Origin of the sequence: Streptomyces sp. NPDC021012 (assembly GCF_044333355.1) — a bacterium.
In the GTDB taxonomy this organism is placed as follows: domain Bacteria; phylum Actinomycetota; class Actinomycetes; order Streptomycetales; family Streptomycetaceae; genus Streptomyces.
Window position 1 is genome coordinate 510199 of the sequence record NZ_JBIRQU010000002.1, and the last position, 24448, is coordinate 534646.

Here is a 24448-nt window from a genome sequence, read left to right on the forward strand (position 1 = left end):
TGGTGACAGGTTCCGACGCCCCGGCTCCGGGAGCGGGCGGCAAGGGAATGCCGGGGCTGCCGCCCGCCGTGGCCCAGCTCCTGGGGCCGGACGGGACGGTGGCGGGGTCGGGCTTCCTCGTGGCCGAGGACATCCTGGTCACGTGTGCGCACGTCGTCGAGGCCGCGGGAAGCGGGCCCGGCGGCCAGGTGCGGCTGGCGTTCCCTCATGCGGAGGGCGCGCCCCGGATGGACGGGCACGTCCTGGAAGCGCCGTGGCGTGCCCCCGCGGGCGAGGACGTGGCCGTCGTCAGGCTGCCGCGCACACCCCCGGCTCCACCGCCGCTGCCGTTGGGCTCCGCGGCAGGCCGCCGGGGCCATCCGGTGAGCTCCTTCGGCTTCCCGGTCCAGGCCCCGCTGGAGGGGCACTTCGGCTACGGCGTGGCGGGTGATCTGCTGCCGGCCACCGGGAGCAGGGGCGCGCATCTGCAGCTCACGGCGGCCAACGACCTCACCACGGGTTTCAGCGGGGGGCCGGTGCTCGATGAGGTGACCGGTCTGGTGATCGGCATGATCACCGAGATCACCGCTCCCGACGCGTACGAGAGGGGGCAGGGCATCGCGTACGCCACGCCCGCGCAGGTCCTGCGGGAGGTGTGGCCGGACCTGGCCGAGCGGGAGACCTGCCCCTATCGAGGACTGGAACCGTTCACGGTGGAGCAGGCCCGCTGGTTCGAGGGCAGGCAGGACGCGGTGCGCCACGTACTGGCGAACCTCGCTCGGCGGCAGCGGCTCACCCTGCTGCTCGGGCCGTCCGGCTCGGGCAAATCGTCCCTGGTCCAGGCTGGTGTCCTGCCCGCGCTGGCCGCGGGTGAACTGCCGGACAGCGACCGGTGGCTGCCCCTTCTGGCCCGGCCGATGCGGGACCTTCCGGCCGAACTCGAACGCGCGGGACTGCCCGGGGCCGCCTCCGCCGGACTCGCCGCCGCCGTGACCCGAAGACTGACGGCCGAGCCCGCGTACCACCGCATCGTGCTGGTCATCGACCAGTTCGAGGAGTTCCTCACCCAGCCGGGCGGCGACGGGGAGGACCGTCGGTCGGCGATCGCGGACCAGATCACGGAGGCGATCTCCGACCGCTCCGAGCTCGACGTCGTCCTGATCATGCGCGACGACTTCTACCCGCAGCTGGCCGCCCTGGCCCCCCGGCTGTTGCAGGCCGCCATGCCGGGGATCCTCAACGTCCCGCGAACGCTGAGCCGGCCGGACCTGAAGGACATCATCACCCTGCCCGCCCAGGACGTCGGGATCCACTTCCAGCCGGGGCTGCCCGAGCAGATCGTCAGTGACGTCCTGGCCGCCACGCCCGAAGGGGCCACGGCCCTCCAGGCGCCCGTGACGCTGCTCCCCCTGCTGGAGCTGACGCTCAGCCAGCTGTGGGAGCGGCGTCACGACGGATACCTCACCCACGACGCCTACCAGCGCATCGGGGCGGTCCCCGGAAGCCTGACCACGTGGTGCGACACCGCCCTGAACCAGTTGCGTCCCGACCAACTGCCCATCGCCCGGCGCATCCTGACCTCCCTCGTACGTCCCGCGGACCCCCGGCACCAGGTGCCGGCGATCCGGGCGCAGCTCCCTCTCGCGGAACTACGCGACCTGGCCGCCGATCCCGACGGAGCACCCGGGGGTGACCAGGACATCGACGAGGTTCTGGCCGCCCTCACCCGCCATCGCATCATCACGACCCGCACACGGCACGACCGCCGGCACCCCGACGCGCCGCCCGGACAACCGGTGGCCGAACTGATCCATGACGCGCTCATCCGCGACTGGAGCACCCTGCGCGAGTGGGTCGACCAGGACCACCGCTTCCAGGAATGGCTCGACCACACCCGGGAACGGCGCGACCGCTGGGCCGAGAAGGCCGACCCGGGAGACCTCCTCGGGGGAACGGCCCTCGCGGAGGGCCTCGACTGGTCGCAGAGACGTCACCTGCCGGGCGACATCGCGGCCTTCCTCACCGCCAGCAAGGACCGACAGCAGGCGGCGATCAGGCGCAGCAGACGTCTCAACGCCCTCCTCGCCTGCTTCCTCGTCCTCGCGCTCGCCGCCGCGGGCGGGGCCGTGTGGCAGTGGCGCTCGGCCGTCTCCGCACGACAGGCCGCGCTCTCCCGGCAACTCGCCGCCCAGGCCAACGGGATGATGACCTCGAATCCTGAGCTCGCCTCGCTGCTGGCCGTCCAGGCGTACCGCACCAGCCCCACGCCCGACGCTCTCGAAAGCCTGGAGTCCGCCGCGAGCCTCCCCGCGCATCGGCACCTGGCCGGTCACGCCCTCTCGGTGAGCTCCGTTAAGTTCAGCCCTGACGGCCGCACCGTGGCCAGCGCCAGTTCCGACGGCACCGTGCGGCTGTGGGACGTGGCCACGGGCAAGAGCCGACGCGTCCTGAACGGCCACTCCGACACGGTGTCCTCGGTGGCCTTCAGCCCCGACGGACGCACCCTCGCCACCGGCGGCGCCGATCACAACGCGCGGCTCTGGGACACCGTCACCGGAGAAATCCGCGCGATCCTGAACGGGCACACCTACAACGTGACCTCCGTGGCGTTCAGCCCCGACGGACGCACCCTCGCGACCGGCAGCACCGACCACAGCGCACGGCTCTGGGACACCGCCACCGGAAGGACCCGCGCGATCCTGAACGGACACAACGACCAGGTGTATTCGGTGGCGTTCAGCCCCGACGGGCACACCCTCGCCACCGGCAGCTGGGACAACACCGTGCGGCTGTGGGACGCGGCCACCGGCACCGCCCGCACCACTTTGGCCGGGTACCAAGGCCCGGTGTACTCGGTGGCGTTCAGCCCCGACGGGCACACCCTCGCCACCGGCAACGCCAACGCGGTGCAGCTGTGGAACGTGCCTGCGGGCACCCTCCGCGCCACGCTGAGCGGGCACGAAGACTCGGTTCTCTCGGTGGCGTTCAGCCCCGACGGCCGCACTCTCGCCACCGGCAGCGCCGACCACAGCGCGCGGCTGTGGGACCTCGCCACCGGTGCGACGCTGATGGCCCTGGTCGGTCACTCCAACATCGTGTATTCGGTGGCCTTCAGTCCTGACGGACGCACCCTCGCCACCGGCAGCCGCGACAAGACGGTACGGCTGTGGGACGTGGGGCCCGGGGCGACGCGCACCGTCCTGGCCGGACACGCCGGCGGGGTGTCCGCGGTGGCGTTCAGCCCGGACGGACGCACCCTCGCCACCGGCAGCGGCGACCGCAGCGCGCGACTGTGGGACCTCGCCACCGGTACCCCTCGCGCCACCTTGACCGGACACATCGCCGACGTGCAGTCGGTGGCGTTCAGCCCCGACGGACGCACCCTCGCCACCGGCAGTACCGACCAGACCATACGCCTGTGGGACGTGGCCACCGGCACCGCCCGCGCCAAGCTGACCGGGCACACGAACATGGTGTATTCGGTGGCCTTCAGTCCTGACGGACGCACCCTCGCCAGCGGCAGCGCCGACGGAACGGTACGGCTGTGGGACGTGAGTACCCACACGACCCGCACCACTCTGTTCGCGCGGTCGGACCGGGTGTATGCGGTGGCGTTCAGCCCCGACGGACGCACTCTGGCCGCTGGCAGCGCCGACGGGATGACACGCCTGTGGGACGTGGCCGCCCGCAAGGTGGACAAGACCTTGTCCGGCCACTCCGACCAGGTCCTGTCCGTGGCGTTCAGCCCCGACGGACGCACTCTCGCCACCGGCAGCGCCGACCAGACCGCTCGGCTGTGGAACGTGGCCACCGGCGCCACGCGCACCACCCTGATCGGGCACTCCGACGCCGTGTACGCGGTGGCGTTCAGCCCTGACGGCCGCACCCTCGCCACGGGAAGCGCGGATTGGAACGTGATGATGTGGGACACGCGGACCGGCGCGTCCCGGGCGTTCCTGTCGGGGCACACCGCTGACGTGCTCTCAGTCGCGTTCGCTCCTGACGGGCACACCGCAGCCAGTGGCGGCTTCGACATGACCGTACGGCTGTGGAACGCGGACTTTCCCCGGCCCGCCGAAGCGGTCGAACGGATCTGCTCCACCGTGAACCGCGACCTCACCCCGGAAGAACGCTCGACGTACCTGCCGGACCAGTCGGTCGGCCCCGTGTGCCCCACGAACTGACCGGCACGAGCGCCCTTCGAGCACCCGCTCCCTCCGGGCGATCACGAGGGACGGCGTGGTGTCCTCACGGGTCGGTACACCGCGCCAAAGGCTCCTCCCAGCGCCAGAATGGACTGTGAAGGGACCGTTCGGCCCTCCGTCACCATTGCTGACGACTCGGGAGAACCCCATGGCCTTCGCCGAGGACTTCGCCGCCGCGCTCTCCAACCGCGGCATTCAAATGGACGCTGCCGACGTACCCGCCCCCGATGTCATCGGCGGAGCGTTGGACAACATCAACGGCTACCTGAGCCAACTCGACGAGTTCGTGCGCGAAGGGTTCGACGAGAGCTCGCTCGAATTCACCGTCTGCTCGGTCCTCGCCGACCCGACGGTGAACGTCGCGCCCGAGATCTCCTCGATCCTCGCCGCCTACGACCGTACCCCCAACATGCGTCTGACCGAGCTGCTTCAGGCGACGCGCGAAACGCTCGACCAGGTTCAGGCCCAGGTCTAGGAACCCCGCCGAACCGGTCGACCGAGGAAACGGAAGAAACGGAGGAGAGACATGGCCATCGAAGAATTCGCCGAGTGCTACGGGGCACGGGTGGAGACCACGGTCGACTCGATCATCGACGATCTGCGCGCCCTGGGCGCCGACGCCATCCGCCGGGTCGTCGAGTGGAACCGCAACCTGCGCGACTCGGACCGCTCTCTCGTGCTGGCGCTCGCCGGCATCGCGGCAGGTGTGATCATCAAGATCCTCGAGAAACTGCTCGGCCCGGTCGCGGCCGCCGCTTTCGTGGGGCTGCTCGGCGGCGCCTCCTGGACCCTGCTGATCCTTTCCTTCACCGACTGCGTGGACCGCCTCTGAACCCACCCGTAACTTCGCCCGGGGAACTCCCCGGGCTGCGGTGTGGCATGACCCGGATATGCTGGTGTTAACACCAAACTGTATGCGCGCGAGACTCGTTACCGAGCGTCACATGACGCCGGACGAGTCACAGGGTGTGCACGGGGACAGTGACTCACCCGGCTACGTTCTGTGCCACACCTCGCGAGGCCGGTGCGCCGCGTCGACCAGTCCGTCGAGTGGACTACTACCCCGACGAGGGTGGGTTCAATCGCCACCGACGCGGCAGCACGGATCTCGCCCCTCAGTCCCCTTCCTCTCGTCAGTCACCTCTGAATCTCCGCGACGACGTGCAGCGAACGCGCCGCGAGGACCTCCCCGTACGGAGGAGCCACCATGCCCATGCTGCTCATCAAGGGCTTCTACGAAGTCAAGGAATCGCAACCGGACGGGGACACGGTTCACTTCACGGCCGACGACCCCACCCAGTGGAATCTCGTCGGCGGTGGCGGCGGGCGTGCCGTCGAGCACAACGCCCTGGGGCGCGCCACGCTGCGTCTCGACGCGATCGACGCGCTCGAAACGCACTACGGCCCCAACCGTGACCATCAGCCCCTTCAGTTCGCGCATGCGGCGCGCGACCAACTCCTGAGCCGGCTCGGCTTCACCGACGTGCAACGGGGCTCGGACGAGACCGTGACCGCCACCACCCCGGAGACGGTCCCCGGCTTCATCCTCACCCGCGGTGCCGATGTCCACGGCCGTTGCGTGGCCCTGGCCGGGAGCGGCACTCCGCCCGGCACCAGCGGCCTGGACATCGACGTGGACGTCGCCGTGCTGCGGACCACGGTCAACCACCAGCTGCTCGCCGAGGGGCTGGCCTACCCGACCTTCTACCGCAGCCTGTTCACCAGCCTGCGCACGGAGTTGGCCGCCGCGGCCGCCGAGGCACGACAGGCCGGCCGGGGCCTGTATCCGAGCGACGTGACCACGACCGGAGCGAAGGTCACCGGAATCGCCTCGCTCACCGACGACGTGGTGATCCTGCCCAAGCTCTTCCGTCGTCTGATGGACTACCTCCACCTCGACACCATGTCGCTGACCTGCTTCCCCGCCTTCCTGGCCGGTGTCCAGGACCGCTACTCCATTCTGTCCACGGGCGAGCGGCGGGCCGGTCTGCACCACATCGTCGAGGTCACCGACGACCACACCGTGCGGATGACGCATCCGCCCGAGGACCTCGTCTTCGAGGAAGCCTGAATCGCCGCGACGGGTACGTCCCCGCCGGGACGGAGCCGAAGTTCTCGTCCCTTCCCCCTACAGATGCAAGCGCACCCGCCGTCCGGCCCCGACCGCCGGCCCCGTAGCGGCGGCCGTCAGTCGTGTGCGCCGGGCCGAACCGGGTGTCACTTCCAGCAGATCGGCTGGATCCTCCAGCAGGGAGTTCCCCTCATGGCTGACTTCGTGTCGGGAGTCGGGCCGTTGTTCGGCCCGGACTTCGTCGTCGTCACCGTCAATGACGACACCGGCAAACCGTTCCAGGTGCAGGTCTATCCGGACGCGCACAACCCGGAGCTGCGTGCGGCGGGCCTGCCCACCCAGTACTACTTCCAGCCCGCGCAGGTCTTCCTCGCGCGCAAGCACGACTCGCCGGGGGACTTCGATTTCGAGATGACCCTGTTCAAGGGCCTCTTGTCGGAGGAGACGCACATCAGCCCGTCCGACCTGGCGGGCACCGAACTCGGAGGCGGCTTCTGCTCGTTCTCCACGACGTTCGCGATCCCGCCCAGCGTGATCACGGGCGCCGTCGAGAAGCTGAAGCAGCGGGAGCACAACACCCCCCAGCGGCTCGCCCCCTTCTTCAACTTCCAGAACGGCGACCCCGAGCCGTCGCTCGGCATCGTCCCGATCACGAACAGCACCGTGGTCTGCGCGGTGCAGGATCCCTCGCTGTCGGGCGGCCTCATCCGCATGACCGCCCAGTACAGCGGGAAGGGCAGCATCGAGGCGCAGGGCATCTGCTCGTTCCTGGTCACCTGCAACCTGCCCGCCGCGGGCGAGATCGCGAGCGCCCTGAAGGCGGGCGCCTCTCCCCCGTTCATGGTCTCCAACGCCCTCCAGGAGACCTTCTACATCAACGGCGTGACGATCGACGTGAACGTCGACGTGGACAAGGTGTACGACTCGTTCTCGGCCGCGGTGTCGGCCGGCGGTCTGTTCAGGATCAACTCGATCAACGCGGAGTTCGCGTATCAGAACTGCGTGACCAGCGGCGCCATCACCACGCACATGACCCAGAACAACGCGGTGCTCGACGAGGGCACCAAGAAATGGGTGATGGACAACCTCGACCTCATGAAGAAGACGGCGGTCGACCTGGTCAAGCAGGAGATCTTCGACTTCGACCCGTCGAAGACCGACACCAAGGCCACCACCGAGCGCGGGTGGGTCAGTGAGCTGTTCGGCGGTTCGGCCGTGTCCCTCAAGTCCACGCACGAACGGCGGAGCGTCCGCCTCAACCAGCAGCTGGTCCTCGACGAGACCGTCGCCATCACCCAGAACGTCAGCGGCGACCTCAACGACCTGCTGCCCGCGGTCCGGGCCAACCTCAACAAGTACCTGTTCGTCATCGACATCGGCGAGTTCTTCAAGAAGGTGCAGGTCGCCGGATTCAGCCGGGTCATCTTCCGCAAGCCGAGCGGCAACGCGCCGGCCGATCCGCTCCTCGCGGTCCAACTGGAGGCCGGATACCCCGACTTCTCGCGGCCGACCGAGAACGGGCAGGTCAACCTGACCATGCGTACGAGCGGCCAGCACTACGTCCCCGGCGAGTCCCAGCCGAACGGTCCCGACCGGCCCGCGGTCTGGGACGCGCAGACCGCCAAGGACTTCGTCAACATCTCGTTCCTGCGCCTAGACAACCCGGTCGACGGCTGGCCGTCGGACCAGGTCAAGCTGCGGCGGAAGCTGATCTTCGACGGGCACGACCCCCGGGTCAACCTCTCGCCCAAGATCGCCCCCAACGACCCGGCGGTGGCCGAGATGGAGGAGCTGACCACCGACCACGCACCGGTCCTGACCGCCAGCGCGGTCGGGTACGTCTACGTCCACTTCGTGCTCTCGCGACAGCTCCCGCCCAACGTCATCGTCCAGATCAAGCCGACCATCGGCGAGGACACCTTCCCGCCCATCATGGTCACCGCGGCCACCGCGAACGACGCGGTGTGGGAGGTCTTCTCCGACAAGTACATCAAGGAGACCGAGTTCAGCTACACCGTGACCGTCGAGGTGGACGGCCCCGACTTCACCGACGAGCCGGTTGTCTACTCGTCCCCGCAGCCGGTCCGGATCGGCGTGCCGGAAGGGCGTCTCACGGTCGTCTCCCAGCTGTCCACGCCGCTGCCGGCGGCGCCCGCCGAGATGAGGGACACCATCAACCGGTACGTCGCCGCGGCCCGCGGCGTCCACGTATGACCGTCGGACTCGGAAGGTCGCGCCAGGGCGGATCACGGACGATCCGCCCTGGACGGGGCCGTCGACACCCGCCGGAGAGTCACCATGGATCTACTGGAACAAGCGTTTGACGAATTCCTTGTCGCGGTGCCGCAGACCTGGTTGGTGGCACGGACCGGCGATCACATCGACTCGGTGGTCAACGAGTCGAGGACCGCCGAACTCCCCCCGGACGTACCGTCGATGCCCCGCCTGGAAAGCGACATGGTGGCGGACTCGCTGGGCCCCACCGTCGAAGGGAGCTGGTACCTCCCCGAGTTCGTCCTGCTCGACGAAGACCCGAACTTCGCCTTCGACGTCGTCCAGAAAGAGGGAGAGGTCTCCGACGAGGACGGCGGACCGGTCAACCGGGCCACCCTCACCGTCACCCTTCTCCCGGTGATGCCGGAACATCTCGACTCCCCCACCGCCGAGGCCGACCTGTCCCAGGTGCCGGACCTGGACCCCGGCGTCTCCCTGGTCGTGCCCGTCACACGGGACGACGGAACCTCCTTCGACAGGCGGGTGGCGGGTAGCGTCTCCTCCTTCGACGAGGCCGCCCTGACCGCCAGCTTCGAGCTGACCGGTTCGCTGGTCAAGGCCGTCTACATCCACCTCACCCGGAGCGGCAGACTGGGGCTGGCGTTCGACGCGACCTATTCCGGCTACCAGACGACCCTCGTGACCGAGCCCGACGTCGGTTTCCCCGTCCACGGCCCCATCTTCGAGGGCTTCCAGTTCGAGGTCTTCGGCGACGGCGGGCTGACCGCCGGCGCCCCCCTCGAACCGTCGCTCCTCGACCGCTTCGGCTCCTACGTCTTCTTCCCCTCGACCGCGCGTTTCCACCGCGACCTCGCACTCGGCCTCACGTACAAGACCGACACCTACCGCAGCCGGTTCACGATCAGCGCCGAGGGGATGACCCGGCCCATCATCGACGGCGACGACCTCGACCACCCCGCCAAGGAGCGCTCGGAGTTCCGCGAACTCACCACGATCGGCGACCTCACGACGAAGTACCCGTCGCTCCGCCGCGTCCTCTTCGGCCAGGTCACCGGCACGGTGATCGCCGTCCCGGCCGCCTACGGCATCCTCGTCACCAAGCGCGGCGCCCTCGCCTCCTGCGACTCCATCGTCGACGAGTCGCCCGCCTCCATCAGCGGCTGCCGGTTCCACTTCACCTTCACCGTCGGCCCCATGGCCGACCCGATCGACCTCGCCCGCCTGCGGGCGGACATCTCCGGCATACCCGAGGCCGTCGGACGCACCCTGCGCGTCGCCCTGCCCGGCGGGCTCGACACCCGGGCCGCTTCCACCCTGGACGGCTTCCCCACGGGGAAGGCGTCCTTCGGCGCCGGCGAGGGCACCACCATCACCGTGGGCGTCGACATCACCGACGACCGGCCGACGCCCGCCGCCACCATCGTCAACCTGTTCCTGCAGCAACTCGCCGCACCCGACCCCGCACCGCTCTTCGGCAGCATCGTGGTCCGGCTCGACGACATCTTCGACCCGCCTGTGCGCACCTCGCTGCTGCTGAGCCTGCGCCACACCGCGCACGCCGACGAACTGACGGCCACCGCTCGGGCCGGGCACCCGCCCACGGCGACAGCCGTCAACCAGGGGCCTCTCGACCTCGAGCTGCTGAGGTGCGCCGACGTCCGGGACGGCCAGGGTCCGGAGCCGATCGTCCCCCTCGGCGGTGCGGTGCTGGCCGCCGGTCAGACGACCACCCTCCAGGGAGTCGGAGCCGGCACGACGGTCGAGGTGACACGCGGCCTCCACGTGGCCGAGCCCCTGCCGAAGGCCGCCATGCTGAAGTTCCTCGCGTTCCACACCCAGACCGTGCAGGAGGTGCAGCACCCGCTCACCGTCAACGCCGCCGGACTGAACTTCGCGGCGGAGGGCGTCAGTTCCATCACGGCGCAGATCACGCTCGCGTTCAACCCGGACGACCCGGTGCCCTCGCTGACCCTGACGCCCTCGCACACCGTCGACTTCGTGCACGTCTCGCTGCCGGTGGACTCCGCCGTCACCGGTCTGGACAGCACGGTCCTGCTGACCGTGACGACGTCATCGGGCGTCCGGACCGTCTCCCTCGCGCACGACTTCATCGACGACCCCATCCTCACCGTGACCTCGTCGACCCTTCACTGACGACAGGTGAGTCCACCCTCGACCGACAGGGGCATCCGCGATGCCAGGCAGCGTTCTCCCGACCGGGCCGGTCTACGGCCCGGACGCGCTCGTGATCCGTGTCGACAGCGGCGGGGAGGGGCGGCCGGCCGTCGACGTCCGCGTCTGGCCCGACGTGCGCAACGCCGATCTCGCGGCGGACGGCTCTCCCACCCGCTACTACTTCCAGCCGCCCCGCGTGACCCTCGCCCCCCGGCCCGGCACGACCGACCTCGCCTTCTCGGCCACCGTCATGGTCCGGGCCCCCGCCGGCCCCCATCCCCAGTACCTCGGCGGTTCCTGCAAGTTCACCTGCACCGCCGCCCTGCCCGGCGACGTCCTGACCCGCATGACCCGGACACTCGCGACCCATGACCATCCCGACCCGCCCGCGCGGATCGCGTCCCTCTTCCCCCACCGGAACGGGGCTCCCGAGCCCGAACTGACCATGCTGCCGCTCACGGGCAACACCGTGTCCTGCGTGGTCGAGCAGCCGCCCGCCGGCCCGGGCCCGTTGTTCCTGAGCGTCCAGGGCGGCCCCGGCGGCGGCATCGGCACACAGGCCCTCAGTTCCTTCCTGGTGTCCTTCAGCCCGGCCGCGGCCGAAGCGGTCGTGACGAGGCTGCGGGACGCCGCCGCGCCTCCGTTCACCATCCGCAACGTCCTCACCGAACAGTTCGACACCGGGGCGGAGACCTTCACCGCGGACCTGCGCGTCGCCCCGGACAAGCTTCACGAGGTGTTTGCGGCGGCGTCGTCACCCGGTGAACCCTGGCCCGCCGGCGAGACCGCGGCCACCGCGTACCGGTCGGGAGTCGACTCCGGAGCCGTCCGGATCACGCGGGCCGAAACCGGCGACACCCCCCTGGACCCGGCCCTCCGCACCTGGCTCGGCGACACCGACGCCGTCCGGAAGGCCGTGTTCGTCATGGTCAAGGACAAGCTCTTCGACATCGCGGCCTCGACCGACACGGCCCCTCAGGACAACGGGCGGAAGGACCCCCCTGCCCCGGCGTGGTGGAGCGAGGTCTTCGGCGCGGCCCGCGTGACGCTCAAGGGAGAGCCCGTCGGCGGCGGCGAGCTGCACGAGGTCGTGCCGCTCCGTGGTGTCGTCTCCGTCGAGCAGACGATCGAAGGCGACCTGGAGGAGCTGGCCGCGGCGGCACGCGCCGGTCTCGGGGAATACCTCACCGTCATTGCCATCTGAGCTGTCGACCGGCGCTCGCACCGTTGCCGCCGGCCCGATGACCGAAGCCGCCCGCCAACGCGGTGAGGACACGCCGGGTCTTGTTCTCGGAGTTCTCGGAGAGCACCACCCCGCGTTCCCTCACCGCCTCCTCCAGCTCTCGCTGTTTGCGCTCCGCCCTCGCTTCGAACTCCTCGGCGTCGTCCTTGTCCTTGGGCTTCACCCGGATCGACGCTTCCAGGAACTCCATGCCCGCGACCGACCACACCTCCAGGGTCACGTCCAGATCATCGAGCTGGACCTTGTCGGCCTTCGTCGACAGGACGGGCCCCAGCGCGACCAGACCGTCGAACGGGACTGCGGGGGCGCAAGCACGCAGGAACCGCTCCTGCACCGCGTCGAACCGCACAGCCGGATCCGCTTCGGGCAGCACGGCGTCCGCGAGCGCCCCCGCCGGGTGCGCGCGCGTCAAGGAGGCGGCGAGCACACGGCGGTCACCCGACCGGTCCTCCTCGATCTTGTACGTGGACGAGTCCGCCTCGAAGGGTTCCGAGAACCGGCCGACCAGTTGCTCCCGGGTGCAGGGACGCAGTTTGACGGTCAGGTCGTCCGGCTGCGATCCGGTTCTGAACCGCACGATCACACCGCCGTCCAGCAGCGGAACCCGACCCTCCGCGACTCCGTCCCGGTCCTCGGCGAACCAGACGCGACGAGTCGTCACCGCGCCGTGCGTCCCGCCGAGGGCCAACAGCGCGGCCGACACGTCACCCTCGACGTTGACCTTGATCTCGACCGGCAACGGGTCCATAGCGGTCCTCCCTCGGATCAGAGGGCTCAAGGCAGGCACGAGCAATGCCCCTGAACACACCTTTTGTTTCAGCTTATCCGCACCCCTCCTGGGTCGCTGCCGGAGGAGGCGTCCCGTGCGCCCGGACACCGGTCTCCCCGGAGCGGCGCGTCCCCACCTCGCGGAAGCGGATGGAAGGCTTGGTCCATGGACCTTCGAACATGGTTGGACGCCCGGGGTTCCTGGCGGCCGGGACACGCGCCCGCGCTTCTCGTGATCCCGATCGCGCTGATCGTCACCGTGTGCGTGGTGGATGTGCTGGCCCCGCCGCACGTCCACCTCGGTCCCCTGCTCGTGGCGGCGCCCGCGATCACGGTGGCGTTCGCCGGGGCCCGCACGACCGCGGCGATAGGGGCTCTCGCGGTAGCGGCCCAGGTGCTGATCGGCGTACTCAGAGGGGTCGCGGGCACCACCAACATCCAGGCCCAGATCGCCGCCCTGATCGTCGTCTCGGCCGTCTGTGTCGCCGTCTGCGTGGTGCGGGGGCGGCACGAACGGCAGCTGCACCAGGTGCGGTCGGTGGCCGAGGCGGCCCAGAGAGTGCTGCTGCGGCCGCTGCCGACACACGCCGGCCCGCTGCGGATCGCCGGCCTGTACGTCCCCGCCGAGCAGGAGGCCGAGCTGGGCGGGGACCTGTACGCGGCCGCCCGCACCGCCCACCACAGCACCCGGCTCCTCATCGGCGACGTGCGCGGCAGCGGCCTGGGCGCCATCAGCAACACCGCCCTGCTGCTCGGCGCCTTCCGGGCCGCCGCCCACCGGCAGGCCACCCTCCCCCGCCTCGCCGTCCACCTGGACGCCGCGTTCCGCTGGGACACCAGCCAGTGGCGGCCGCAGACGGAGCAGGACACCGTCGAGGACTTCGCCACCGCCGTGCTGCTCGACATCCCCGACCACGATCCGGTCGTCCACCTCATCAGCTGCGGTCATCCGCCGCCGCTCGTCCTCCGGGGAAACCGGCTCATCCCGCTCGTGGCCGAGGCCAGCCACCTCCCCATCGGGTTCGGCGGGGCTTTCGGCATCTCCGACTACGCCGTCCAGACCTTCCCCTTCGAGGTCGGCGATCTGCTGCTCCTCTACACCGACGGCGTCATCGAGGCGCGCGACGCCGCCGGACGCTTCTACCCGTTCACCGAACGCGCGCCGCAGTGGGCCGCGGAGGACCCCGACGAGTTCCTGCGCCGTCTCCAGGACGACCTGCTGGCCCACGTCGACGCACACCTCAACGACGACGCGGCCGTCGTCGCGATCCGCCGCCTGGCGTCCGCCCCCCAGCCGACCGCCCCGCCGAAGGCATGAGGAGGCCGCACCGGCGCGGGTGAACACGGGGCGGGGCGGCCGTCCGTATCCGCCGCCGAACTGCCTCCGTACCTGCCGGTCCTGGCGTCCGGTGCGCGGGATCTTTGTGGCGGACCGCTACCACCCTGTGAGGAGATCCCGTGCTCGAAGGCTTCGGCGAGGCGCTCGCGGACCGGGAGTACTACCTGCCGCTGGCCGGCGTGGCCGACCCCGGGCCGCGCTTCGCGCCCGGTGAGGTGCCGCCGGGGCTGCGCGGCTCCGCCCAGGGCATCTGGACGGTCTGGGGGAGTCCGCGGACCGGGCTCGCCGAGCAGGGCTGGAAGATCCACGTGTCGGCGCGGCTCGACCGGGCGCAGCACGTGCTCGACACGGTCGCCGGGATCTGCTTCTCCGAAAGGGTGCCGTTCAAGCACCTGAGCGCCCGGCTCTTCTTCCTGTTCCTCCACCACAAGCACGGCTCGCGGACCCAGGCGGGCAAGTTCTGCGCCGTCTACCCGCCGGACACGGCGACCGCCCGCCGACTGCTCGAACGCCTGCGTGACGCGCTCGACGGGGAAGAGGGGCCGTACGTCCTCACCGACCGGCGCTTCCGCGACTCGCGGACGGTCCACTACCGCTACGGCTCCTTCGACGGTGCCCGCAGCCGGCTCCGGGCCGACGGCACCCGGGAGGGGCTGGTCCGCGACGGCTCCGGCCGCGAGGTCGTGGACGCGCGGCTGCCCGTCTTCCACCTGCCCGCGGGGATCACGGACCCCTTCGTCGAGCGGGAGGAGCGGCCGCACACGGGTCCGGTCCTGATCCGCGACTACGAGGTGACCGGCGCGGTGCGCCTGAGCAACGCCGGAGGCACCTACCGGGCCCGCGACCGGCGGACCGGCCGCACCGTCTTCCTCAAGGAGGCCCGCGCCCACAACGGCCTGGTCTTCGACGGGACCGACGCGCGGCAGCGGCTGCGGCACGAGTACGAGGTGCTGCGCGAGCTGCATGCGGCGGCCCCGGGGGTGGGCCCGGAGCCGCTGGAGCACTTCACGGAGTGGGAGCACGACTTCCTCGTCACCGAGTACGTCACGGGGCAGCCGCTGGTGGGCTGGCTGAGCCGGTCCACCCCGCTGGCCCGCGCCGACCGCACGGCCGAGTCCGTCGCCGCGTACTACGAGGCCTGCCGGCGGCTGCTTGCCGGGCTGGACGACTCGCTGGAGCGGCTGCATGCCGCCGGCTACCGGTTCGGTGACCTCAACCTGGGCAATGTCCTGGTCACGCCGTCGGGCGGGGTCCGTCTCGTGGACTTCGAGACGGCCTCGCCGCTGTCCGCGGCCCCGTCCGGGATGGGCACTCCGGGGTTCACGCCGCCGCCCGGCCTGCGCCGGGCCGACACCGATCCGCTGCTGCGGGACCGGTACGGCGCGGCGGCGGTCGCGCTCGCCTTCCTGGCGCCGTTCAACGAGACCGCCGAACACGCCCCCGCCAACCTCGCGCTCCTGCGCCGCGATCTGGCGGACGTGGCTCCGCCGCGGGACCTGTGGCGGCGGGCGACCGCCTTCCACCCGACGGAGGACCCGGCGGACCGGGCGCGGGACCAGGACGGTCCCGGCCGCCCGCCCTCCCCCGCCGAGCTGGACGCCGATCCGCGCGGCTGCCTCGCCCGGCTGGCCGAGGAGGTGGCCGCGGGGCTCCTCGAGACGGCCGATGCCGACCGGCCGGAGTGGGCCTTCCCGCCCTCGCCCGAGGCGTTCCGGACCAACAACGTGTGCCTGGCCTACGGCACGGCCGGGGTGGTGCATGCCCTGCGCCGCGCCGGGGCCGCGGTGCCGGAGGAGATCCTCGGACGGCTGCGCCACGACGCGCTCGCGCTGCGCGGCGAGCTGCCTCCCGGACTGCTCGTCGGCTCGGCCGGCGTCGCCCGGGTGCTGGCGGACCTCGGCCGTCTCGACGAGGCCGTCGACCTGCTCCGGGACGCCGACGGCCACCCGCTCACCGCCTCCTGCGGCACGCTGGCCGGCGGGCGGGCCGGGGTCGGCCTGGGCTGGCTCGCCCTGCACCGGCTGACCGGTGAGGACGGCCACCTGGAGCGGGCCGCCGCGGCGGGGGAAGGCCTGCTGCGCACCCCCGACCTGTCGGCCGCCCTCGGCGAGCACGACGCCCGCGGCCTGCTGCACGGCCGCTCGGGGCTCGCCCTCTTCCTCCACCGCCTCGCCCGCGCCACCGGCGAGGACCGCTTCCTGGAGGCGGGCCGCCTGCTGCTCCACCAGGAGCTGGACCGGACCTTTCCGCTGGACGACGGCACCCTGTCCCTCTCCGACGACGCCCGGCTCACCCGTGCCATGCCGTACCTGGCCACGGGCGCGGCCGGTCTCGCGGCGGCGCTCACCCGTTACGTGGCCACCGCGCCGGACGAGCGCTGCGCCGAGGCCCTGCCGCGGCTGGTCGCCGGCGTCCGGGTCTCCCGCGCCACGAAGGAGGCGGGCCTGTACCGGGGGCTGGCGGGACTGGCCTGGTTCCTGACCGGGCACGCCGAGCTCACCGGCACGGACGCCGCCCGCGAGGACGCCGTGCGCGCCGCGACCGGCCTGCTGAAGTACGCCGTCCCGTACCGGCGCGGTGTCCGCTTCCTCGGAGCGGGTTCGCAGCGGTTCACCGCCGACCTGTCCAGTGGCGGGGCCGGTGTCCTGCTGGCCCTGCACCGCCTGCTGGCCGGCCCGCTCCTGACGGAGCCCCACCAGGCCCGTCCCCGGCTCCCGGCAGCGGTCTGACGCCGCCGGACGGGCCTCCCACGAACCCCTGGGCACGGCGGCGAACGCCTCCGCGCCCGGGTATGCGGTGACCGATCGACACCATCCCGACAGGAAAGAGGAGATCACCCATGGACCAGATCCTCGCGCTCCAGGCCCTGGAGACCGAGCAGGACACCGAGACCCACGCCTTCCCGCCCTGCTTCAGCGTCTCCTGGAGCGTCAGCGACATCTTCCCCGAGCCGATGTGACGAGCGGCGCCCGCGCGGGCCGGAACCGGTGGCCCCGCCACCGGTTCCGGCCCGCGCCGCCGGGCGGTGTCAGTCCGCTGACGTATCCTTCCGGCCACCGCACACCGACTCGAAGGACCAAGAGAATTGACCGTCCTGTCCGCTTTCCCGCTGCCCTTCCACGCTTCCCGTTCCCTGCCGTTCGCGACGCCCCGGACGCTGCGGGAACTCCAGATGATGCGGTGCAGCGCGCACATCCGGGCGAAGCCGGAGTGGTTCGAGAAGAGGAACGATGCCGGCATCGTCTCCCGGTGGACGAGTGAGGCCCTCGCCCAGGGCCTCACCGAGGCGCAGGTTCGTTACGTGATCGCCGAACTCGCGCACTACGCCGCGCTGCGGGACGGAGGGACCGGCGCCGAGGTGTCCGCCGTCGACGGGGTGTGGCAGTCGGACACGCTGGTCGACGACGAGCTGAGGGCCCGGCTGCGCGAGGCGGTCCGGGTCCTGGAAGAGGTTCCCGAAGCGGAGCGGGACTGGCATCCCGGGTCCGACGGGCAGGTGCTGGATCTGGTTCATCCCTCACTGTTCTGCCTGGTGAGAGAGGTGAGCGGTGCGCCCGAGCGGGCGTGGCGGAATCCGACGACGCCTTACTCGAAGTACGAGTTCTCGGAGAGGTTCCAGTGGCTGCCCACGGACGTCGACGTCCATGACGACGGCGGCGTCGCCTTCCGTTCGTACGTCAACAACGTCCACCCCGAGAGGCACCGCGCGCTGGCCTCCGTCCTGCCGGACCTGTTCGCGCGCATGCTGCCGCTGCTGGAGAACGTGCTCACCGATCTGCGGCACCCTCGGCCCCTGCGGATCGAGGCCGATCCCTACGGGTGGTACGACTCGGAGCCGGAGTACCCGGAGAAGTCCTCCTACGGCGACGACGGGGCCTACGAGGAGGCCGTCCGCGCGTGGGAAGAGGCCCACGACGCGTGGTGGGAGAACCGCGTCCCGGTCGTCCCGGACGCCCCGGAGTTCACCCCGCCCGAGTCGCCCGGGGAATCCGCCCGGGTCGACCTGCGCGGCCGCCGCCTCCAGGTCATCGTCAAGCTCGCCACCGTTCACCTCACCCCGGACAAGCCCGAGTACCCCGGCGGTTCCTGGCACGTCGAGGGGATGCTGAACGAGCGGATCGTCTCGACCGGCATCTACTACTGGGACAGCGAGAACATCACCGAGAGCCGACTGGGTTTCCGGGCGGCGCTCGACGACCCGGAGTACGAGCAGAACGACGACAACGGGGTGCGCGAGGTCTACGGCCTGGAGGACGAGGACGGGCTGAACCAGATGCTCGGATCGACGGCGACCCCGGCGGGCCGCTGCCTGGCGTTCCCGAACGTCCTGCAGCACCGCGTCGGTTCGTTCCGCCTCGCGGACCCCACCCGCCCGGGGCATCGCAAGATCCTCGCGTTCTTCCTCGTCGACCCGTCGGAGAACATCGTCTCGACGTCCGACGTACCGCCGCAGCAGCCGTGGTCCGACACCTCGACCATGACGCTCGAACAGGCCGAGGACTTCCGCGAACAGCTCATGAGGGAACGCAAGTTCTTCGTGGCCGAGCACAACGAGCAGCTCTACGAGCGGGAGTTCTCCCTCTGCGAGCACTGAGCCCCGTCCGCCCTCGTCCGCCTCACAGCGCTTCGACGACCATCGCGTTCGCCAGCCCCCCGGCCTCGCACATCGCCTGGAGGCCGTACCGTCCGCCGCGCGCCCGCAGCGCGTGGACCAGCGTCGTCGTCAGCCGGGTGCCGCTCGCGCCCAGCGGGTGGCCGAGGGCGATGGCGCCGCCGTGGACGTTGACCTTCGCCGGGTCGGCGCCGGTCTCCTGCTGCCAGGCGAGGACGACGCTCGCGAAGGCCTCGTTGATCTCGAAGAGGTCGATGTCGTCGAGGGAGAGTCCGGCGCGGCGCAGCACCTTCTCGGTGGCGGGGATGACGCCGGTGAGCATGAGCAGCGGGTCGGATCCGGTGACGGCGAAGGAGTGCAGCCGGGCCAGCGGGCGCAGGCCGAGGGCGCGGGCGGTCTCGGCGGCCATGACGAGGACGGCGGAGGCGCCGTCGTTGATCGGGCTGCTGTTCCCGGCGGTGACCGACCACTCGATCTGCGGGAAGCGCTCGGCGAAGCCGGGGTCCTCGAAGGAGGGCCGGAGGCCGGCGAGGATCTCGGGCGTGGTCGCGGGCCGCACCGACTCGTCGCGGCGCACGTCCCCGTACGGCACGACCTGGTCGTCGAAGAAGCCGTCCGACCAGCTGCGCGCGGCCTTGGCGTGCGAGGCGGCGGAGAACTCGTCCATGGCCTGGCGGCCGATGGACCACTTGGCGGCGATGAGCTCGGCGCTGATGCCCTGCGGCACCAGGCCCTCGGGGTAGCGCGTGGCCACGCCGGGGCCGAAGGGGTCGGCGCCGGGCGGCACGTTGGACCACATGGGGACGCGGCTCATGGACTCGACGCCGCAGGCCACGACGATGTCGTACGCGCCGGACATGACGCCCTGGGCGGCGAAGTGCACGGCCTGCTGGGAGGAGCCGCACTGCCGGTCGACGGTGGTGGCCGGCACGGTCTCGGGCAGGCCCGCGCCGAGCCAGGCGTAACGGGTGGTGTTCATGGCCTGCTCGCCGACCTGGTCGACGGTGCCCCCGATGACGTCGTCGACGAGGGCGGGGTCGACGCCGGAGCGGTCGATCAGGGCGCGCAGGGTGTGCGAGAGGAGGGCGACGGGGTGGACGTCGGCGAGGGATCCGCCGGGCTTGCCCTTCCCGATCGGCGTACGGACTGCTTCGACGATGACGGCGTCACGCATGACACGACTCCCACAAGGAGGGTTGGAAATCTGGACCAACACGTGTGGGTAACATAGCCCAGTGAGTTGGATTATCAAACCCTCCCCTGTTCTCTTGTACTAACCTGGGCCCATGAAGGCCGCGCCCCGCCCCTGCTCGATCGCCGACACCCTCGCGCTCGTCGGCGAGAAGTACTCCCTGCTCGTGCTGCGCGAGATCTCCCTCGGCGTCCGCCGCTTCGACCGGATCGCCCGCAACACCGGGGCGCCGCGCGACATCCTCACCACCCGCCTCAAGCGGCTCGTCGAGGCCGGGATCCTGGAGAAGGTGGCGTACAGCGAGCGCCCCAAGCGCTACGAGTACCGGGCCACCCCGGCCGGCGAGGAGCTGGAGCCCGTCCTGGTCACCCTGATGGCCTGGGGCGACCGCCACCTCAACGCGGACGCCCGGCCGGTGGTCCTGGAGCACAGCTGCGGAGAGGTGCTGGACCCGCGCGTGGTCTGCGCGAGCTGCGGTGGGGAGGCCGACCGCGCCAGCCTGAAGCACCACACGCATGCGCCGGGCTGGACCACCTCGGGACCCGTGGAGGACGGCCGGTGACGGCTCGCCGCGGCCTGCCGCATGCGGGGCGCGCTCAGGCGCCCCGCACCGACTCCGCGCGATCGCGCCGCGTACGCGTCACCTGCTCGCGGCGAACCGCATCAGGGCCTGCTCGTCGCCCTGCTTGATCTTGCCCGTCTGGTTGATCACTTCGAGCTTCCAGCCGTCGCCGACGCGCATGGCCTTGGCCACGGCGCAGCCGTTGTCGCTGGTGAGCAGGCTGGGCCAGATGTCGGCCACCTGCTGGGAGCTGCCCCCGGTCGCGTCGTACACCTTGAAGCTGATGTTGCGTGCCTGCTGGAAGGAACTGCCCTTCTTGTACGCGGCGGCGACGAACACGATCGAGGTGACGTGGGGCGGGATCCGCGCGAACTCGACGGTCACCGTCTCGTCGTCGCCGTCGCCGTGGCCGGTCTGGTTGTCTCCGCTGTGGACCAGGGAACCGTTGCCCATGGGGTCGAGGGAGTCGAGACCGGCCAGGCGCACCGGATCGCCGTCGTGCATCGCGATGGCGATGAGGTCCAGGTCGGTGCCCTTCTTGCGGCGGAGCTTCCCCATCACCCCGCCGCTGCTTCCGGCCGTGGGGTCCCAGGACACGCCTATGGACATGTGGGTGACCCCGTCCAGGTCCGCCGGGCCGTCTTCCTTCGTGAGTGTGATCATGCGGGGAATCATCCTCTTCCCGACGGCGTCGCGGAACGTGAAGTACGCATGCGCGTGGGTCAGTCGCGCGAGTTGCCGAACAGGATCCGGTACCCGACGAGCAGGACGAAGGAGCCGGCGATGGCCGCTCCCCACGTGGCCGGGTCGAAGAACTCGTTCGCCACGGGCCGGTCGAGGAAGCGGGCGGACAGCCAGCCGCCGACGAAGGAGCCGGCGATGCCGATGAGGGTGGTGACGATCAGGCCGCCCGGGTCCCGTCCGGGAAGCAGGAGCTTGGCGACGGCTCCGGCGATGAGCCCGAGGATGATCCAGCTGATGACGCCCACGGCGGTGTCCTCTTCTCCCGTGCCGGGGCGGACCCGATCCGTCCCCCGGCAACCTTGTATTGCGCAGTTGCGCAACCGTACACAGCGGGAATGACGCGAAAGGCCCGTGGGGGGTTGCGGCTCCCGACGGCCCGATCGGGGACCATGCGGGCAGCGTTGGCCGGGACGTCACCTGGGGGCCGCCGCTCGTACACCGGGCGTGCCTAGCCTCGCAACGCCCGGGTACCCGGGTGCGCTCACGGCCGGTAGAGCCGTGAGCGGACGTCAGAATGCCCAAGGAGACATCTCTTCCATGCGTAGAGGCATGAGGACCCTGTTCGTGCTCGGTGTGACGGGCGCGGTGACCGCGGGCGTCGCCGTCACCGCCAGCTCCACGCCGCGGCACGGCGAGGGGAATCAGGAGATACACAACGTCATCTACCTGCTCGGCGACGGCATGAGCCGCTCCCACGTCGCCGCCGGGCGCGAGCGCTTCTACGGCGCCACCGGCCGGCTGAACATGGAGAAGCTGCCGAACTACGGCGCCGTCGCCACGTACGCCGTCGAGAAGGACAGCGACCAGCCCGCGCTGGTCACCGACTCCGCCAGCTCCGCCACCGCCTGGTCGTCCGGCGTGAAGACCTACAACGCCGCTCTCGGCGTCGACGCCTACGAGAACCGCGTCGCGACGCTGATGGAGCAGGCCCACCAGGCCGGCTTCGCCACCGGCAACGTCTCCACCGCCGAGATCACCGACGCGACCCCGGCCGCCCAGTTCAGCCACGCGCTGCTGCGCGGCTGCCAGGGCCCGGTCTACTCGGACGCCTCCTGCCTGCCCAAGAAGGCCGACGGCACGTTCGAGGACAAGCCGGCCGACCAGACCCTGATCACGCCGATCGCCGAGCAGATCGCCCGCAACGGCACCGCCGACGTCGTCTTCGGCGGCGGCCTGGCCCGCTTCGAGCCGGACGACCAGAAGGCGCTCCAGGCGCAGGGCTACCGGGTCCTCGGCAGCTTCGGCGACCCGGCGCTGCCCGCGCAGACCGCCGCCACCCAGAAGGTCGCCACCAGGGCCGACCTGGCGGACGTCAGGAGCGGCAAGGTCATCGGTCTGTTCAACCGCGGCAACCTGACCGTCGAGAACGCCAAGGCGAAGCTGCCGGACGACGCGCCGCAGAAGCAGGAGCCGACGCTCGCGGAGATGACCCGGAAGTCCATCTCCCTGCTGAACCACCGCTCCGAGAAGGGCTTCCTGCTCCAGGTCGAGGGCGCCCAGATCGACAAGCGCTCGCACGCCAACGACGCCGCGCAGACCCTCGACGAGGTCAAGGCCTTCGACGACGCCGTGAAGGCCGCGGTCGACTTCGCGAAGAAGGACGGCCACACCCTGGTGATCGTGACGGCGGACCACGAGTGCGCCGGCTTCAACATCATCGAGAAGGGCTCCTTCACCAACGCCGAGGCGGCCGCCCCGCCGGCCAACACCGACGCGGGCAACCCGGCGAACACCTCCACGCCGTCGCGCTCGTCCTCGGCCAACGTCAAGGACCCGGCCCGCTCCTCCGGCCCCGTCAACGGCGCCGGCGCGAACGACCCGAAGAACTTCGCCCCGGCCACCTTCCGCACCCCTGACGACCCGGCGGACGTGCGGGACGGCAGCCCGGAGGCCAGCCTCTGGCTGTCGTACCTCTCCGGCAACCACACCGGCGCCGACGTCCCGCTGTACGCGTACGGCCCGGGCGGCAGCCGCTTCGCCGTCAGCCAGAACAACACCGACCTGTACACGAAGATGTACCGCTCGCTGTTCGGCCACGCTCCCCGCGGCCACTGACCCGACCGCCGCGAGGGGCCCGGACGCGAACCCGGGCCCCTCGCGGCGCGCATCGTCTGGAGACATGACGGATGAGACTGCGCCCCCTGGCCGCGACGGTGGCCCTGATCGCCGCCCTCGCCCCGCTCACCGGCTGCGGCGCCTCCGCCGACGCCGGGCTCACCGGCGCCCGGCCGACGACCGCACAACCCCCGGCCTCGCTTCCCGCCCCGCGCACGGCTCCCGCGCCCGCTCCCCTGCTTTCGGTGGCACCGAAGCAGGGGGAGGTACGCGTCGAGGAGGGGCCGTTCACCGACCGCGTGCGCTTCGCCCGCCTCGCCCTGGACGGCCGACGGGCCCTGACCGGGCACCTGACGATCACCTCCGACGTCAGCGAGGTGATCGCCCTGGAGCTGCATGCCGCCTTCTACGACGCCGGCGGCCACCTCCTCGGCTCGGGGGTCTTCACCTATGAGGAGGACCACGAGGAGGAGGGCCACTCCGGGAAACCGCGGGCGGAGAGCACGGGCATCGACTTCTCGATCGCCGCGAAGAACCCGCACGGAACGCCCGTCGCGGCGGTGCTCTCCGTTCCCGTGCTCGTCAACGAATAGCCTTCCCCGCCTCAGTCGGTGGGCCGGCCGCCCTCGCCCCGGCCGGCCTCCGTGCCGTCCTCGCGCAGGGCGCGCGTCTCGCTCTTGAGGATGCGCAGGGACTTGCCCAGGGACCTGGCGGTGTCCGGCAGTCTCTTCGATCCGAACAGCGCGATGAACACGATCGCCACGAGCAGCAGATGCCATGGTTCCAGTGCGTTGCGGAGCACTTCGCCACTCTCCCTCTTGTCGACTCACCGGCAGGAAACTTGCCGCATTGCGCAACCGTACAACCGGATGGAACCAAGTACTCCACCTCCCGGGGGTGTCGGCGAGTGACGGACTTCACGTCACTTCAAGAGTTGCGCAAGCTTTAAAGTTGCCTCATGGGGACGAGTGACATGGCGGCCCGCCGGAGCGCAGTGCTCTCGGGCGGTCCCGCGGACGGGGTGCGAGTGACGGTGACCGGCCGACCGCTCATGCTGCAGGTGACCTACCCGTGCACGGTCGAAGGGGCCGACACCGAGGTGCGCGTCGAGGCGCTCCACGTCTACCGGCTCGACGCGGGCACCGAGGACGGATCACTGCGCTACGGGTACGACCCGGCCAGTCCGTGAGCGGGGCCGGCAGAGCTCCGACTGTTGCGCAGCCGTGCAACCTTTTGGCGGAGCCCGCCGTCTCCTCATTACAGGGCCG

19 protein-coding genes are annotated in these 24448 nt (G+C 70.9%); 14 read left to right on the top strand and 5 right to left on the bottom strand.

Annotated elements, in window-relative coordinates:
* Window positions 1-2: 2 nt before the first annotated feature.
* The 7 genes from ACH4TP_RS07690 to ACH4TP_RS07720 all read left to right on the top strand — a co-directional run bounded on the left by ACH4TP_RS07690 (window position 3) and on the right by ACH4TP_RS07720 (window position 11869).
* A complete protein-coding gene (locus ACH4TP_RS07690; RefSeq protein WP_398436370.1) occupies window positions 3-4163 on the top strand; it encodes a trypsin-like peptidase domain-containing protein in 4161 nt (1386 codons plus the stop codon).
* A gap of 169 nt (window positions 4164-4332) precedes the next feature.
* On the top strand, window positions 4333-4659 hold the full coding sequence (locus ACH4TP_RS07695) for a hypothetical protein (protein ID WP_398179428.1): 327 nt from the start codon (window positions 4333-4335) through the stop codon (window positions 4657-4659).
* Window positions 4660-4710: 51 nt separating this feature from the next.
* A complete protein-coding gene (locus ACH4TP_RS07700; RefSeq protein WP_389237199.1) occupies window positions 4711-5016 on the top strand; it encodes a hypothetical protein in 306 nt (101 codons plus the stop codon).
* Window positions 5017-5391: 375 nt separating this feature from the next.
* Window positions 5392-6255, top strand: coding sequence for a nuclease (locus tag ACH4TP_RS07705; RefSeq protein ID WP_389237201.1), 864 nt, complete (start codon window positions 5392-5394; stop codon window positions 6253-6255).
* A gap of 192 nt (window positions 6256-6447) precedes the next feature.
* Window positions 6448-8469 (top strand): hypothetical protein, encoded by a 2022-nt coding sequence (locus tag ACH4TP_RS07710; protein WP_389237203.1) that lies wholly within the window; start codon window positions 6448-6450, stop codon window positions 8467-8469.
* Window positions 8470-8595: 126 nt separating this feature from the next.
* Entirely contained in the window at window positions 8596-10644 is a 2049-nt protein-coding gene (locus ACH4TP_RS07715; RefSeq protein ID WP_398436372.1) for a hypothetical protein, read from the top strand.
* Between the two features lie 40 nt (window positions 10645-10684).
* Window positions 10685-11869: a hypothetical protein gene (locus ACH4TP_RS07720; RefSeq protein WP_398436374.1), complete on the top strand. Its 1185-nt coding sequence runs from the start codon at window positions 10685-10687 to the stop codon at window positions 11867-11869.
* Here ACH4TP_RS07720 and ACH4TP_RS07725 read toward each other — a convergent pair.
* Window positions 11856-12656, bottom strand: a complete 801-nt coding sequence (locus tag ACH4TP_RS07725) for a hypothetical protein (RefSeq protein ID WP_398436375.1) — start codon at window positions 12654-12656, stop codon at window positions 11856-11858. The two genes, ACH4TP_RS07720 and ACH4TP_RS07725, sit on opposite strands and share 14 nt — an antisense overlap.
* 186 nt (window positions 12657-12842) lie before the next feature.
* Here ACH4TP_RS07725 and ACH4TP_RS07730 point away from each other — a divergent pair, with 186 nt between their 5' ends.
* The 3 genes from ACH4TP_RS07730 (at window position 12843) to ACH4TP_RS07740 (ending at window position 18609) form a co-directional block, all read left to right on the top strand.
* Window positions 12843-13994, top strand: a complete 1152-nt coding sequence (locus tag ACH4TP_RS07730) for a PP2C family protein-serine/threonine phosphatase (RefSeq protein WP_398436377.1) — start codon at window positions 12843-12845, stop codon at window positions 13992-13994.
* Window positions 13995-14134: 140 nt separating this feature from the next.
* On the top strand, window positions 14135-16744 hold the full coding sequence (gene lanKC, locus ACH4TP_RS07735) for a class III lanthionine synthetase LanKC (protein ID WP_398436379.1): 2610 nt from the start codon (window positions 14135-14137) through the stop codon (window positions 16742-16744).
* 356 nt (window positions 16745-17100) lie between these two features.
* A complete protein-coding gene (locus tag ACH4TP_RS07740; RefSeq protein WP_398436381.1) occupies window positions 17101-18609 on the top strand; it encodes a DUF4246 domain-containing protein in 1509 nt (502 codons plus the stop codon).
* Between the two features lie 22 nt (window positions 18610-18631).
* Here ACH4TP_RS07740 and ACH4TP_RS07745 read toward each other — a convergent pair whose 3' ends face one another.
* A complete protein-coding gene (locus tag ACH4TP_RS07745; protein ID WP_398436383.1) occupies window positions 18632-19801 on the bottom strand; it encodes a thiolase family protein in 1170 nt (389 codons plus the stop codon).
* A 112-nt stretch (window positions 19802-19913) separates the two neighbouring features.
* Here ACH4TP_RS07745 and ACH4TP_RS07750 point away from each other — a divergent pair, with 112 nt between their 5' ends.
* Window positions 19914-20381: a winged helix-turn-helix transcriptional regulator gene (locus ACH4TP_RS07750; RefSeq protein WP_398436385.1), complete on the top strand. Its 468-nt coding sequence runs from the start codon at window positions 19914-19916 to the stop codon at window positions 20379-20381.
* A gap of 78 nt (window positions 20382-20459) precedes the next feature.
* On the opposite strand, the gene ACH4TP_RS07755 is transcribed toward ACH4TP_RS07750, so the two are convergent.
* Complete coding sequence (locus ACH4TP_RS07755; protein ID WP_389224896.1) at window positions 20460-21044, bottom strand: TerD family protein; 585 nt, start codon at window positions 21042-21044, stop codon at window positions 20460-20462.
* A 59-nt stretch (window positions 21045-21103) separates the two neighbouring features.
* Complete coding sequence (locus ACH4TP_RS07760; protein WP_389224894.1) at window positions 21104-21370, bottom strand: GlsB/YeaQ/YmgE family stress response membrane protein; 267 nt, start codon at window positions 21368-21370, stop codon at window positions 21104-21106.
* Window positions 21371-21662: 292 nt separating this feature from the next.
* Here ACH4TP_RS07760 and ACH4TP_RS07765 point away from each other — a divergent pair, with 292 nt between their 5' ends.
* Window positions 21663-23180 carry an alkaline phosphatase gene (locus tag ACH4TP_RS07765; RefSeq protein WP_389224892.1) on the top strand — a complete coding sequence of 506 codons (1518 nt, stop codon included), beginning with the start codon at window positions 21663-21665 and terminating at the stop codon, window positions 23178-23180.
* A 71-nt stretch (window positions 23181-23251) separates the two neighbouring features.
* Window positions 23252-23773: a hypothetical protein gene (locus ACH4TP_RS07770; RefSeq protein ID WP_398179399.1), complete on the top strand. Its 522-nt coding sequence runs from the start codon at window positions 23252-23254 to the stop codon at window positions 23771-23773.
* An 11-nt stretch (window positions 23774-23784) separates the two neighbouring features.
* Here the strand turns inward: ACH4TP_RS07770 and tatA are convergent, their stop codons facing one another.
* Window positions 23785-23982 carry a Sec-independent protein translocase subunit TatA gene (tatA, locus tag ACH4TP_RS07775; RefSeq protein ID WP_389224888.1) on the bottom strand — a complete coding sequence of 66 codons (198 nt, stop codon included), beginning with the start codon at window positions 23980-23982 and terminating at the stop codon, window positions 23785-23787.
* Window positions 23983-24138: 156 nt separating this feature from the next.
* Between tatA and ACH4TP_RS07780 the strand changes: the two genes are divergently transcribed.
* Complete coding sequence (locus tag ACH4TP_RS07780; RefSeq protein ID WP_389224886.1) at window positions 24139-24369, top strand: hypothetical protein; 231 nt, start codon at window positions 24139-24141, stop codon at window positions 24367-24369.
* The last annotated feature ends 79 nt before the right edge of the window (window positions 24370-24448 follow it).

Coding starts and splice junctions, on each gene's coding strand:
- ACH4TP_RS07695 (WP_398179428.1), top strand. CDS start 4,333: ATGGCCTTCGCCGAGGACTTCGCCGCCGCGCTCTCCAACCGCGGCATT.
- ACH4TP_RS07700 (WP_389237199.1), top strand. CDS start 4,711: ATGGCCATCGAAGAATTCGCCGAGTGCTACGGGGCACGGGTGGAGACC.
- ACH4TP_RS07705 (WP_389237201.1), top strand. CDS start 5,392: ATGCCCATGCTGCTCATCAAGGGCTTCTACGAAGTCAAGGAATCGCAA.
- ACH4TP_RS07710 (WP_389237203.1), top strand. CDS start 6,448: ATGGCTGACTTCGTGTCGGGAGTCGGGCCGTTGTTCGGCCCGGACTTC.
- ACH4TP_RS07720 (WP_398436374.1), top strand. CDS start 10,685: ATGCCAGGCAGCGTTCTCCCGACCGGGCCGGTCTACGGCCCGGACGCG.
- ACH4TP_RS07725 (WP_398436375.1), bottom strand. CDS start 12,656: ATGGACCCGTTGCCGGTCGAGATCAAGGTCAACGTCGAGGGTGACGTG.
- ACH4TP_RS07730 (WP_398436377.1), top strand. CDS start 12,843: ATGGACCTTCGAACATGGTTGGACGCCCGGGGTTCCTGGCGGCCGGGA.
- ACH4TP_RS07745 (WP_398436383.1), bottom strand. CDS start 19,801: ATGCGTGACGCCGTCATCGTCGAAGCAGTCCGTACGCCGATCGGGAAG.
- ACH4TP_RS07750 (WP_398436385.1), top strand. CDS start 19,914: ATGAAGGCCGCGCCCCGCCCCTGCTCGATCGCCGACACCCTCGCGCTC.
- ACH4TP_RS07755 (WP_389224896.1), bottom strand. CDS start 21,044: ATGATCACACTCACGAAGGAAGACGGCCCGGCGGACCTGGACGGGGTC.
- ACH4TP_RS07765 (WP_389224892.1), top strand. CDS start 21,663: ATGCGTAGAGGCATGAGGACCCTGTTCGTGCTCGGTGTGACGGGCGCG.
- ACH4TP_RS07770 (WP_398179399.1), top strand. CDS start 23,252: ATGAGACTGCGCCCCCTGGCCGCGACGGTGGCCCTGATCGCCGCCCTC.
- ACH4TP_RS07780 (WP_389224886.1), top strand. CDS start 24,139: ATGGGGACGAGTGACATGGCGGCCCGCCGGAGCGCAGTGCTCTCGGGC.